The organism is Vibrio casei, from assembly GCF_002218025.2.
GTDB classification, from domain to species: domain Bacteria; phylum Pseudomonadota; class Gammaproteobacteria; order Enterobacterales; family Vibrionaceae; genus Vibrio; species Vibrio casei.
On the sequence record NZ_AP018680.1, the window covers coordinates 117925 to 131765 of the forward strand.

Below are 13841 nucleotides of genomic sequence, written 5' to 3' on the forward strand. Positions count from 1 at the left end.
AGTTTAATTATTTATTTCAAGGTGATAATCAATTATCACCAAGGCTTTATGCATTATCGAAATGGTATCGACGCTGCTATAAGTTTCTGACCGCGTTTTCTTATTTAACGGACTCTGGCATTCAATACTTAAGTCTTTGGCTATATAAGCATTAATGGTTTGGTCTCGTTAAATGGGAAAATGCCGCCGACAGTGCAAATTGGTAACCTTGTGCGCCTAATCCACAAATGACGCCGACCGCTTTATCGGAAAGATAAGAATGGTGGCGGAAAGGTTCACGTGCATGAACGTTAGACAGGTGCACTTCAATAAATGGAATATTGACCCCAAGCAACGCATCGCGCAATGCCACACTGGTGTGGGTAAAGGCGGCTGGGTTGATGACGATAAAGTCGATATTGTTATGGGCAGCATGAATCGCTTCAATCAACTCGTATTCACGGTTTGATTGTAAGTGAGACAGTTGAATACCTAACTCTTTCGCTTGCGCTTCTAAGTTGGCAACAATATCGGGCAATGTGTGAGAACCGTAATGCGTCGGTTCACGTAACCCGAGCAAATTTAAATTCGGCCCATTTAAGACTAGAACTCGTAAGTTTGCTGACATTGTGTGGGTAATATCCATTAAAGTGAATGTAAAATGCATCATGTCATAATTTTCATCAATTGCTAAGTAAGATAGCAAAAAAAATGACCATGCATCCACTAATTTGGCCAATTATAGCTAAATCAACGCAAATCGCAGCATTTTACTGGTCTAATGACTTGTTTTGGCCGATTCGTGTCAACTTCAAGGTTTTTTTAAGCTCTGCCCACTTTAAGAGGGGCTTTAGTTTAAATTTAGTCCAAATGATGACATTAGCCGATTTTGATTTGGCGTTATATTGGTATTGCTGAAATGATTATCAATAATTTGCCTTAACGGATTACAAATAAAAACCGCAGCCTAGGCTACGGTTTGTTATGAAGCATGCGGCGATCGGTGAGTATTAAACCAAGTTCGCTTTTTCTTCGATAAGCTTGTCCACCACACTTGGATCGGCAAGAGTGGAGGTGTCGCCTAAATTGCCGGTATCGCCAGTCGCAATTTTGCGTAAGATACGACGCATAATTTTACCTGAACGCGTTTTTGGTAAAGAGTCTGTCCAATGTAGGACATCTGGCGTGGCAATTGGCCCTATTTCTTTACGAACCCAATCTTTCACTTCTTTATGTAATTCTGCTGACGGGTATTCACCATCGTTTAACGTGATGTAAGCGTAAATGGCTTGTCCTTTAATATCGTGAGGAATACCGACAATCGCCGCTTCCGCAATTTTATCAAATGCCACGAGCGCCGATTCAATTTCTGCGGTACCCATACGGTGGCCCGATACATTTAGTACGTCATCAACACGGCCGGTAATCCAGTAATAACCATCTTCATCACGTCTTGCACCATCACCTGTGGTGTAAACATCTTTGAAGGTTGAGAAATATGTTTGCTCGAAACGGTCATGATCACCATAAATGGTGCGCATTTGCCCTGGCCATGAATCGGTGATGACTAAATTACCTTCTGTTGCGCCTTCAATCACATTCCCTTCGTTATCGACCAATACAGGTTGAACGCCAAAAAATGGGCGAGTGGCTGAGCCTGGTTTTAAATCGGTTGCGCCTGGTAGTGGTGAAATTAAAATGCCACCGGTTTCCGTTTGCCACCATGTATCGACAATTGGGCAACGTTCATCTCCAATGGTTTTGTAATACCACTCCCACGCTTCTGGGTTAATAGGTTCTCCCACTGAACCCATAATGCGCAAGCTTGAACGTGATGTGCCTTTAATGGCTTCATTACCTTTTGCCATTAGGGCGCGGATAGCTGTTGGCGCGGTGTAAAGAATGGTCACGTTATGTTTATCGACCACTTCGCTCATGCGACTGGTGTTTGGATAGTTTGGTACACCTTCAAATAAAATGGTTTTGGCACCATTAGCCAATGGTCCATAAACCAAATACGTGTGGCCTGTGATCCAACCCACATCAGCGGTACACCAAAAAACATCGCCTTCTTGATGATCGAATACGTATTTGAACGTCATGGCGGCGTAAACAAGATAGCCACCTGTGGTGTGCAAGACGCCTTTCGGTTTACCGGTTGAACCGGATGTATAAAGAATGAAGAGTGGATCTTCGGCGTTCATGGGCTCTGGTGCGCACTCACTCGATGCTTGCTCTGTTGCTTCGTGCCACCAAATATCACGTTCAGCGTTCCATTCCACATTACCACCTGTGCGCTTAAAGACGACAACACTTGAGATATTGGTATCAGGATTTTTCAAAGCTTGGTCAACATTGGCTTTAAGAGGGACTGCGCGTCCACCACGTACCCCTTCATCTGCGGTAACAACCAGTTTAGCGTTAGAATCAATAATACGACCAGATAATGCTTCAGGAGAGAAACCACCAAATACGACGGTATGAATCGCGCCAATACGGGTGCAGGCCAGCATAGCAACGGCGGCTTCTGGTACCATTGGCATGTATAGGCAGACGACATCGCCTTTTTTGATACCTTGTGCTTTTAATACGTTAGAAAAACGACAAACTTTTTCGTGGAGCTGTTTGAAGGTAATTTGAGCATCATCGTTTGTATTGTCACCTTCCCAGATGATGGCAACTTCATCACCACGCTCGGCTAAATGACGATCAATACAGTTGGCTGAGACATTAAGTTGACCATCTTCAAACCATTTAATATCAATATTACCAGGCTCAAAAGATGTATTTTTAACTTGAGTGAACGGTTTCATCCAATCAAGAATTTTACCGTGCTTACCCCAGAATCCTTGCGGATCATTAACCGATTCTTGGTACATCGACAAATACGTATCGTTATCGGCGTGAGTATGCTTTTTGATATTGTCTTTGACGGGATGAATATGGACTTCACTCATTGTACTCTCCTTGCATGAGATGGACTCAATTCCTTTGGGTGTCGTTTTTTAATTGGAATCGTTCATTCGTTAAAATTGTTATTCACTGTAATCTCTGTTTTAACTCTCTGCCTCTCAAGGTTTTTCCACAATTAGACTTTAGGCTTATAGTTTGTAAATTAAGGCTTTTCTAAGCTTGAAAAGCAGGAAAATGAGAACTGAGTCTTAACTTTATCGTTTGAATATGACGTTTTATGTTTACTTTTTGTATGAAAAATTGGGGTTTGGCAGCGAACCATAGGTGAGACGTACATAAATTAATGCCGCCGTGATGGTGTCTTGCAAGGCATCATGGCGATCTTGAATGGGTAAATCTAAATGTTGGCAAATGGACTCTAAGCTTAAATCGCAATAAGCATTGGGCAGTAAGCGTTCAATTCTTTCATGGTAAAGGTGACTGACTTCAATGAGAGGATTCGGCAGAGGAAAGCCAAAATGTTTTTTATAAGCGCGGTCTAAAATCGTTTTGTCGTATCGAATGTGGTACCCAATGAGAGGGCGATTACCAATGAAATCGAGTAACTTTGTTAATCCTTCTGTTTCGGAGTAGCCATCTTCTAAATCGTGGTGACGCATTTTGTGAATACGAACCGATTGCTCGTTAAGCGATTGCGGTGCTTTTAAGCGGATATGAAAAGGCTCACTGGTGATGATTTTATTGTTGATGATTTTCGTGGCGGCAATCGTGACTAATTCTGCTTGTTTTGGGTTCAAGCTGGTGGTTTCGCAATCAAGTGATACGAATTCATCGTGAGGGACTTTGTGGAATAAAGGCTGATAGGGGGAGCCTTTGAGTTGGTAATACCACCATAACCGTTGTAATACATTCATAATCTACTCGCGAATTTGGTAATGATAGCGTAACCATTGTTTGAATTTTTTGACCACATGTAAGCTATGACGTAATAGATCACGGTCGGTGCGATTAAGCTGTTGAACGTCCAATTGATTATGGCTGTGGTTCAGACTAATTTGTTGGCTAAGCCGCCATTTAATAAATAACTTTAAGGCTTCAGATAGATTGTCAGCGGTCAGTTGTTCAAGTACGTTATACTGGCAAAGCTGGTCAATACGATCAAAGGTATTGGTTTCAGGTATACCAAACTCTAATGCAAGAGTACGAATACCATGAACAATAGGAAAAATGCCACCTTGTTTAATGTCGATGCCTTGTTTGCTGTGTTTTACATTTCCAAATAGGTTCAGCGGAACCGCAAACCCCACCGCAGGACGTGCAAATTCCATTAAGAGCAAAGACTGTTGCTGCATGCATTGTTGTAAATGTTGCTTTACTGGGCTGAGCAGGGCCTGGTTGCCTGCAATGGCGTGAGCATCAGCCATGATGGCAAGATTCATGACGGATTGAGGAGTATTTTGATCCACCCAGAATTGGATGTTTTTTTTCCAATTTAGTTGTGATTTAACCCATTCAGGGTTGTTCACCATCACCTTTCCTTTGCAAGGTGGGTAACCTAATTGTTGTAATGTTTGGCTAAACGTATCCATTAACGGGCCGAATTGGTGCCAATGCAATCCATCTTTGACTATTAGGGCATTATCTTGATCAGTTTTAAGAATTTGTTCCCCTCGACCTTCAGAGCCTAAGACCAGTAAGCAGCAGTGATCATGTAAATGGTGTGGCACAATTAGGGCGAAGGCTTTTTCTATAACTTGTTCGTTAACCGCGGAAATTAACTCCATGATGAACCGAGTCCTAATGCCATTTTTGTACAGTGTTTGTACTAATTCACGTTGTTTACTAGCGGCTAAGAGTAACTCTTCAATGGTGTTAGCGTTGGCGATGCGTAACGTTAAAACATGAGAATGGGTAGAAAATGCGCTTAATACTTGGGTTAGATGTAAAATGCCGACAATGGCATTACTTTGGGTGACCGCCAGTCTTTTACACTTATGACGGGTCATGCTGATCATCGCATCAAATAAGTAATCACCATGTTCGATAGCAATCACTGGCGTTTGAGCGATCGCTTTGACGTCGCTGCTTAAGCTTTTTTGTTGTAGAGCAAGGGCGTGCAGTAAGTCGGTTCTGGTGATAATACCAAATGCTTCAGATGATGGTAGAGGGACGAAAGCGGCATCGGTGTTATTTTGTTGCATCTGTTCGACAACATCTTGCAAGCTGGTATTAGGGGCAACCAATAACGGTGAATTATAAATATTGTTGTCGACCTTGGTAAGCATAAACTCGGCTAAATTTTGTTGCTTATGTGCGTTGTCTAGCAGTGTTTGTCGTTTGGAGAGGTTGTTATCAAAGTACCCAGAAAATTGAGGATTGGATTGATAAAGTTCGATGAAGATATTTTTCGGAAGCAAATACGCTAAAGTATCTTCCAATGCGGTGTAGCGGTGCTTCACTATGCCATCAATCTGTGAGCGTACGTCGAACAAATCTTCGGTTGAATAATGAGCAAAAACTTCTTTCCCATCATCATCGGTTTCTTCGACGATCCCTTTTATCATGATAAAAAGCGAATTGCCTGATTTTCCTGGAGTAAGAATAGTGTCAGCTTGGCGAAAATAAGCGACATCTAAGTGAGATCGAAGATATTGTTGCTCCTGCTTTGATAAGCGATCAAACGGCGCTAATGACATGTTGAACTTATCTGGCATGGAATACACTCACCAATAAATAACCTGATCATGAGTGTGTACATTTTTTTGCTCTCTCGCCAGACGACTTTGGTCTAAATAAGGTTGTAGAGGGAGTACATGCAAAGAAATAAAGATTAAATTCAATGAACTGGAATGCTATGACATAGTAAACTACGCCATTTAACGGCATAATGGCGATGATTGTATTTCACTTTAACGGCGTTTTTTTAACGGACTGAATATGCTTACACCTTCACCATTTGGTTGGATTTCTCAATATTTTCTCGGCTTCTTTTTTGCTTACGGTGTATACCTGCCTTTTTGGGGGTTGTGGTTTTCAGACCAAGGTGTGTCGGCGGGTGATATTGGTTTATTGGTGGGTATAGGTTTTGCTACTCGGTGTGTGACGAACTTACTGTTAACGCCAAGGCTACATAATGTTGAACATTTAATGCCAGCTTTGCGTATTTTGACGTTTATGGCACTGATTTTTTGTACATTACATTTTTTTACTGGTGGCAGTTTTTGGTTACTGGCGTTGGCGACGATTGGCTTTAACGCCTGCTTTGGCCCAGGTATTCCGTTGTCGGATGCGGTAGCCAATTATTACAGTAAATTGAATATCATTGATTACGGTCGAAGCCGTTTATGGGGCTCGGTTGCGTTTATTGTCGGGTCAACTGTGGTCGGTTATCTTGTTAATGGGTTTGGCTCTGATATGGTTGTATATACCGCCATGGCTGGTTTGTTATGTACTTTTATATTGTCATTGCGTTCCCCAACCATTCTTCCTCAAACTCAAATTGACACTCAACACGTTCCAAGACCGAAATTGTTCGAACTATTGAAGCAGTGGCCGGTGGTGAAGTTTTTGTTATTGGTAGCGCTGATTCAAGGCTCGCACGCTGCCTATTACAGTTTTAGTGCCATTCACTGGAAAGCGGTGGGAGTTTCTGAGTCAGTGATTGGGTATTTGTGGAGTTTTTCGGTGGTTTCCGAAGTTTTCTTGTTTGCTTTTAGCGGCCGATTGTTTGCAGGTTGGTCATTACGCACGATGTTTTTGCTTGCTTCTGTCGCGACCATAGTGCGCTGGAGTGGCCTTGCGATGACCAACGACATTTGGTTGTTGGCGTTACTGCAAACGTTGCACGGATTGACTTTTGCATTAACTCACTATGCCACTATTCGCTATATCCAGCAGGCTGATGACCGCCAAATGGTACCTTTACAATCCTTGTACAATGCGATTCCTCTGGGGGCTTTTGTTGCGATTATGACCGCTGTCAGTGGTTGGGGGTATGAATCTTGGGGAGCCGGTATTTTTTGGGTAATGGCGGGTATGGCGGCTATTGCTTTGCTGATTAAGCTAGATGAACCTAAATCCCTTTCTATCCACCGTGATGAAATATTATAAATTAATAGGTTGCCGGCTTTTTTATCCAGAACTTTAGGTTAAGTCGAATTTCGCATCTATCCCACAAATCACGGGGAAATAGATTGAGATGACTATAAGCCAGTAGCACAATGCGAAAAGAATATACACGGATGTATCATTTGAGGTGTTATGCAAGGATGGATAGTGATCCCAGTATCACTGGCGTATTTAGGGATACTGTTTTTAATTGCCTGGTATGGCGATAGGCAAAAAAGCTGGTTATTTCGTTGGCGACCTTGGATCTATAGTTTATCTATTGCGGTCTATTGTACCTCTTGGACTTTCTACGGCACGGTCGGTCAAGCCAGTGCTGACATGTGGTCTTTCTTACCGATTTATCTTTCACCTATTCTTGTTTTCACGTTTGGTTGGCGTATTTTAGCGCGACTTATTTTAGTCACTAAGCGAGAGCACATTACCTCGATCGCAGATTTCATTGCGGCTCGTTATGGTAAATCACAGGGCTTAGCCATTGTGGTGACCTTAATTGCCGTTATTGGCGTTCTTCCTTATATTGCTTTGCAACTTCGTGGAATCATCATGGGGCTGGAGTTAGTGGCGCCCAATTTAATGAATGAGCTTGGCTATCAGGATATGCAAGTCTCTTGGTTTGTCGTTGTCGTCATGGCGATCTTCACCATGCTGTTTGGTACGCGTCATATTGATAATACAGAGCATCATCGCGGAATTATGATGGCGGTGGCCTTTGAATCGGTTGTCAAGTTGGCCGCTTTTCTATCAGTTGGAATTTTTGTGGTGTACTTGATTTATCAAGAGCCGAATACGTCTATGATGGCACTGGCTAAGCAGTACTATCAATCGCCTAATATCCCCACATTACTCATCCACATGGTACTTACCATGGCGGCGATCATTTGTCTTCCTCGTCAATTTCACACTACGATTGTCGAAAACGATCAAGCGCGCGATTTGCATACGGCAAGGCGCGTTTTTCCTTTGTATTTATTATTAATGGGATTATTTGTGTTGCCGCTGTCTTTGGTTGGGCAATATTTATTAGCCGGCAGCAGCGCCGATGCGTATGTAATAAATGTGCCTTTGTCGGTTGGGGCTAACAATATTGCTCTGTTGGCTTATTTAGGGGGAACGTCTGCTGCCAGTGGAATGGTGATTGTCTCGACCATTGCTCTGACCATTATGGTGTCGAATGATTTGGTGTGGCCAATGTTGTTGCGCCGAATGAAGCTTTCTAATGCTAAGCCGGGCCAAATATCGGGTTTATTGTTGAATGTTCGCCGTGCTCTTATTGGGTTATTGTTACTGGGGGCTTGGGGCTTTTACCAAGTGCTTGATCAAGTTTCTTCGTTGTCGGTGATTGGGTTACTTTCTTTTGCGGCTATTGCGCAATTTGCTCCGGCTCTTTTAGGGGGGCTGTATTGGCGACAAGGCAATCGACAGGGCGTTTATGTTGGTTTAGGGTTGGGATTTTTGGTGTGGCTTGCGACATTAATGTTGCAGACCAATATGCTCGCAGGCAGTGAGGAAACCAATTTTTTAGTGTGGTTGTTAACGCCGCCAGAATGGCTGAAGTCGTTGAATTTACAATCCTCGGATTGGGGGATGGCGCTAAGTTTAGTAGTCAATACAATGGCTTATTTCGTGGTTTCTCAACTTACCCGTTCTAGTTTAAGCGATCGTCTGCAAGCGGCTTCTTTTGTAGGGACACCAATGCCTGAAAGTGAAGACGTGAGTATTTATCAAAGCCGAGTCAGTGTGATTGAATTGGAAATGCTGGCCTCGCGTTTTGTTGGACGAAAGCGTGCTCGAAATGCCTTTCAATTATTTTGGTCTCAGCAGCGTGAAATATCCTTACCACAACATCAAGCCTCGGCGCAGTTGATTCGTCATACCGAAAGGGTTTTGGCTGGGGTGTTTGGCGCTTCTTCCGCTCGCTTGGTGCTGACGTCTGCCTTGAAAGGTCGCAATATGCAACTGGAAGAAGTGGCCGCAATTGTCGATGAAGCATCAGAGTTATATGACTTTAGCCGTGGTTTATTGCAAGGCGCGATTGAGCACGTTAGCCAAGGCATTGCAGTGGTGGATAAACAACTGAGGCTGGTGGCGTGGAACCAGCGATATGTCGAATTGTTTGATTTTCCTCCGGGGTTAATTCAAGTCGGTAGGCCGATTGCCGATATTATTCGACATAATGCTCAACAAGGCTTATGTGGGCCTGGCGATCCCGAAATTCATGTACGGCGCCGGGTTGATCACTTAGGGCGTGGTACTAAGCATACCTCATCGAGAATTCGTGAAGACGGGCAAGTCATAGAAGTTCAAGGTAATCCGATGCCTGGCGGTGGCTTTGTGATGAGCTTTTCTGACATTACCGCATTCCGTCGTGCTGAGCAGGCGTTAAAAGAAGCCAATGAAAATCTTGAAGATCGAGTACAAGAGCGTACTCATGAGCTTGAAAATTTAAACACCAAACTAGTGTCTGCGACTCAAAGTGCAGAGCAAGCATCGCAATCAAAAAGCAGGTTATTGGCGGCCGTCAGCCATGATTTGATGCAGCCATTAAATGCCGCACGTTTATTTGCATCTTCATTGTCGGAAACGGCCAGTGATGATAATACCAAGAAGTTTTCTTCGCACATTGAAAGTGCATTAGGAGCCGCTGAAGATTTGATCGGGGATTTATTGGATATTTCTCGTTTGGAATCAGGAAAAGTGCCAATCGAAATTAAAGGCTTTGAATTACGTGATGTGCTCGATAAATTAGACGCGGAGTTCAGCGTGCTATCGAAAGAACAAGATATTGATTTTCGCCGTATTCCAACCAATTTGGTGGTGGATTCTGATCCAAAGTTATTACGTCGTATTTTACAAAACCTGCTGACCAATGCCTTTCGTTATAGCCATAAAGAAGGGCAAAAAGGAAGGGTGTTGCTGGGCGTTCGTCGCTTCAATGGCGAGGTTCGTATTGAAGTGTGGGATAACGGGATAGGTATTCCTCCAGATAAGCAAAATGAAATTTTTGATGAGTTTACTCGTGTGGATGAAAACCGTGCTGACCAAGGGCTTGGATTAGGGTTGGCGATTGCTCGAGGTATTTCACGTTTATTAAACCATCGTATTGAGTTACGTTCATGGCCCAATCAAGGCACCGTGTTTTCGATTACGTTGAATAAAGGGCAATTACAACCAACGGAAACGGTGGTAGCTGCGCCAATCGAACATGCTCCTTTGGCTAATATTAAAGTGTTATGTGTGGATAATGAGCCCGATATTTTACTTGGTATGCAAACCTTACTTGAGAGGTGGGGATGCGAAGTTCGTACCGCGACTAATTTAAAAAATAGCATGCTGTCGATAGAGAATGATTGGTGTCCTGAAGTGGTATTCTCGGATTATCATTTGGATAATGGGCGAACAGGCTTGGAAGTATTGAGCGAGCTTAGGCGGAGTTTAGGAGATGGCTTTGTGGGTGTGGTCATCAGTGCGGATCGCTCAGAAGAAGTGAATAAAGAAATAGAGTTAGGTGGTTTTCAGTTCCTCGCTAAACCAGTTAAACCTCTCAAGTTAAGAGCCGTACTGAATCGTTTATAAAATAAGGAAGCAAATATGATGGGTGAATATCAAACCAAACAAGGCGTACTTGTCGAGATTTATCAAGGCCAAGTGCGTATTGCGATGGGTGGGTTAGTGGTGACTGACAAGGTAGAAAATGTCCACGCGATTACCATTAAAGCGCTTGATGGTAATCGTAGTTTTTACTTAGCGGTAGATGATTCTAATGCTTTATTATTCGTTGACAGTTTAGATGAGCTGCAAGCTCTGGCTGAAATGTTAGGGCTTGAAGTCGAACAAGCGTAAGCAAACTTTTTCAGAAAAAAAGAAAAAAGCCCGAAGTGCTCAAGCACTTTGGGCTTTGTTTTTAGTCTTTATGAGTTAACGCTTTCGATTAATGATCGTGAGCTTGTCCTGATCCTTTCGGGAAACGAATGGATTCAACCATGTCTTGGACATCTTGTGGAACTTCCGCTGTGAACTTGTTCACAACAATCGATACTACAAAGTTCAGACACATACCGAGCGTACCAATGCCTTCTGGGCTGATGCCGAAGAACCAATTATCGGGCGTGCTAGCCGCTGGGTTAATGAACTTAAAGTAAATGATGTAAGCGGCGGTAAAGACGATACCTGTTACCATACCGGCAATAGCACCTTCTTTGTTCATCTTCTTATAGAAAATCCCTAAGATGATGGCAGGGAAGAAGGAAGCTGCTGCTAGTCCGAACGCAAAGGCGACTACTTGAGCCACGAATCCTGGTGGGTTAATGCCTAAATAGCCCGCCCCGACAATCGCAACCGCCGCCGCTATTCGCGCATACATAAGCTCTTCCTTATCGCTCATGTTCGGTTTCAAGCCTTTTTTCAACAAGTCATGTGAAATTGACGTTGAGATCACCAGTAGTAAACCAGCCGCTGTTGATAACGCAGCTGCTAAGCCACCAGCCGCCAGTAATGCCACAACCCAGTTTGGTAGCTTCGCCAGTTCAGGAGAGGCTAATACGATGATGTCACGGTTAATGTTCATCTCATTACGGTCATCACCCGAATAGAACATTTTGCCATCACCATTCTTATCTTCCCAAGAAACCAATCCAGTGCTTTCCCAGTTGTGATACCAGCTTGGTGCATTTTCTGCAGTGACACCTTTAAGATCTGGGCCATTAATAGTTTCAATTAAGTTAACACGAGCAAAGGCCGCGACCGCCGGTGCTGTGGTGTATAGTAAAGAAATGAAAAGTAGCGCCCAACCCGCAGAAATTCGCGCATCTTTTACACGAGGAACGGTAAAGAAACGAATAATAACGTGGGGTAAACCAGCAGTACCCACCATTAGCGCAGCAGTGATGAAAAACACATCAACGGTACTTTTTGAACCATTAATATAGGACGTAAATCCTAGTTCTTGTGTTAACCCTTCTAATTTGTCCATCAAATAGACATCAGAACCTGAAACGGTTGATCCCATACCGATTTGTGGAAATACGTTGCCTGTCATCATAATGGAGGTAAAAACGGCAGGAACAAGAAACGCAAAGATGAGTACACAGAATTGAGCCACTTGAGTATAGGTAATGCCTTTCATGCCGCCAAGAACCGCATAGAAGAACACAATTGCCATACCAATGATGATGCCAAGGTTGATATCCACTTCTAAGAAACGAGAGAATACAACGCCAACACCGCGCATTTGACCAGCTACATACGTAAAGGATACGAAGATGGCACAAAAGATGGCTACTAGGCGTGCTGTACTTGAGTAGTAACGATCACCGATAAAGTCGGGTACAGTAAATTTACCGAATTTACGTAGGTAAGGCGCTAAACATAATGCCAACAATACGTAACCGCCAGTCCAGCCCATTAGATAAACTGAGCCATCGTAGCCTGCGAATGAAATGATACCTGCCATTGAAATAAATGACGCAGCAGACATCCAATCGGCTGCGGTTGCCATGCCATTTGCGACAGGGTGGACACCACCCCCGGCAACATAAAATTCACTGGTGGATCCGGCGCGAGCCCAAATGGCGATGCCAATGTACAGCGCGAAGGTAATGCCGACGAGAATAAACGTCCAAGTTTGGATTTCCATATCTTATGCTCCTTAGTCTTCCTGAACGCTGTATTTTTTATCTAGTGCATTCATACGTGCTACATAAACGAAGATCAGCACAACAAAGGTGTATATCGATCCTTGTTGCGCAAACCAGAATCCTAATTTGAATCCTGCAAATTGGATGGTATTGAGTGCGTCGACAAATAAAATGCCTGCGCAATAAGACACCACAAACCAAATAGTCAGTAGGGTCGCCATAATGCCTAGATTTTCTTTCCAGTAGGCTTGGGCATGTTTGTCTGATTCAAACGCCATGGCCATTTCTCCTTTTGTTTTACTTCATTATTTTGCTACAAATGCAGCCAATCTATTTGTTAATAAAACGTTACGAGAAAACAATAGCAGTGGGATGCGTTAGCGGCTTTTCAACTTTAGTCGGGGAGGAAATATAGAAACGTAAGACTATAAAAGGTTTTTTGTGAGACAGATTAAAATATTTTAGCCTAGCTCTTAATTAAGGCTAGGCTAAGGTCTAATAGGGTTAGCCTAAGGTCTAATAAAAAATAATCAATTAAAAATAGAAGTCTCTGATACCCATTAATAAGTTATTGACGGCAACGGCGGCTAAAATTAACCCCATGACTCGGCTGATGATAGCAGCGCCCACATTTCCAATGATCTTATGAATACTGGTTGCTCCAAGCAATAATAATAAGGTACAGAGCAGCACCAACACCATTACGCCAGCGGTTAAGCCTTGGTCTATCATCGAATGCCTGTGGTTATCGGTCAGTAACACGATCGCCATCATTGCACCCGGTGACGCTATGGAGGGAATCGCCAATGGGTATACCGCAAGGTTAGCCAATTCAGTTCGCCCTAATTCTTCACTCAATTTGGCTTCTTGTGCTGGTTTGCCTTCACCAAAAATCATACTTAATGCGAATAATAATAGAACTAGTCCACCAGCGGCTTGGAAGGCTGGTAGTGGAATCTGCATCGCCTCAAGAAGAAATTGCCCCATAATGAGAAAAAACAATAAAACGCCGGTTGCGATACCAACCGCTTTAAGCGCCACTAAACGCTTTTGCTTGGTGGTTAACCCTTGAGTCTGTGCTAAATAAACGGGTACGGTACCGACTGGGTCAATAACGGCCCAAAGTACGACAAATTGTGTGATTAAAACGCTTAACAAGGTAGCTCCTAAAATGAATGAATCATGATG

General features: G+C 43.3%; 10 protein-coding genes. 3 read left to right on the plus strand and 7 right to left on the minus strand.

The window, feature by feature from the left end; genetic code table 11:
• Positions 1-151: 151 nt before the first annotated feature.
• The 4 genes from aroQ to VCASEI_RS00605 form a co-directional block, all read right to left on the minus strand.
• A complete protein-coding gene (gene aroQ / locus VCASEI_RS00585) occupies positions 152-607 on the minus strand; it encodes a type II 3-dehydroquinate dehydratase (protein ID WP_086962471.1) in 456 nt (151 codons plus the stop codon).
• A gap of 382 nt (positions 608-989) precedes the next feature.
• Positions 990-2936 (minus strand): acetate--CoA ligase, encoded by a 1947-nt coding sequence (acs, locus tag VCASEI_RS00595; protein WP_089111192.1) that lies wholly within the window; start codon positions 2934-2936, stop codon positions 990-992.
• A gap of 237 nt (positions 2937-3173) precedes the next feature.
• Positions 3174-3806, minus strand: a complete 633-nt coding sequence (locus VCASEI_RS00600) for a 3'-5' exonuclease (protein ID WP_089111193.1) — start codon at positions 3804-3806, stop codon at positions 3174-3176.
• Positions 3807-3809: 3 nt separating this feature from the next.
• The gene (locus tag VCASEI_RS00605; RefSeq protein WP_089111194.1) at positions 3810-5606 is read right to left on the minus strand and encodes a DUF294 nucleotidyltransferase-like domain-containing protein; all 1797 of its coding nucleotides are present in this window, start codon (positions 5604-5606) and stop codon (positions 3810-3812) included.
• 223 nt (positions 5607-5829) lie between these two features.
• Between VCASEI_RS00605 and VCASEI_RS00610 the strand changes: the two genes are divergently transcribed.
• The 3 genes from VCASEI_RS00610 to VCASEI_RS00620 all read left to right on the plus strand — a co-directional run bounded on the left by VCASEI_RS00610 (position 5830) and on the right by VCASEI_RS00620 (position 10860).
• A complete protein-coding gene (locus VCASEI_RS00610; RefSeq protein ID WP_086962364.1) occupies positions 5830-7002 on the plus strand; it encodes a 3-phenylpropionate MFS transporter in 1173 nt (390 codons plus the stop codon).
• 150 nt (positions 7003-7152) lie between these two features.
• On the plus strand, positions 7153-10593 hold the full coding sequence (locus tag VCASEI_RS00615) for a hybrid sensor histidine kinase/response regulator (protein ID WP_089111195.1): 3441 nt from the start codon (positions 7153-7155) through the stop codon (positions 10591-10593).
• 15 nt (positions 10594-10608) lie between these two features.
• Entirely contained in the window at positions 10609-10860 is a 252-nt protein-coding gene (locus VCASEI_RS00620) for a hypothetical protein (protein ID WP_086962361.1), read from the plus strand.
• Between the two features lie 88 nt (positions 10861-10948).
• Here VCASEI_RS00620 and VCASEI_RS00625 read toward each other — a convergent pair whose 3' ends face one another.
• The 3 genes from VCASEI_RS00625 to VCASEI_RS00635 form a co-directional block, all read right to left on the minus strand.
• Positions 10949-12652 carry a sodium:solute symporter family protein gene (locus VCASEI_RS00625; protein ID WP_086962359.1) on the minus strand — a complete coding sequence of 568 codons (1704 nt, stop codon included), beginning with the start codon at positions 12650-12652 and terminating at the stop codon, positions 10949-10951.
• Between the two features lie 12 nt (positions 12653-12664).
• On the minus strand, positions 12665-12931 hold the full coding sequence (locus VCASEI_RS00630) for a DUF4212 domain-containing protein (RefSeq protein ID WP_017026593.1): 267 nt from the start codon (positions 12929-12931) through the stop codon (positions 12665-12667).
• Between the two features lie 256 nt (positions 12932-13187).
• Positions 13188-13811 carry a MarC family protein gene (locus tag VCASEI_RS00635; RefSeq protein WP_086962357.1) on the minus strand — a complete coding sequence of 208 codons (624 nt, stop codon included), beginning with the start codon at positions 13809-13811 and terminating at the stop codon, positions 13188-13190.
• Positions 13812-13841 lie beyond the last annotated feature (30 nt).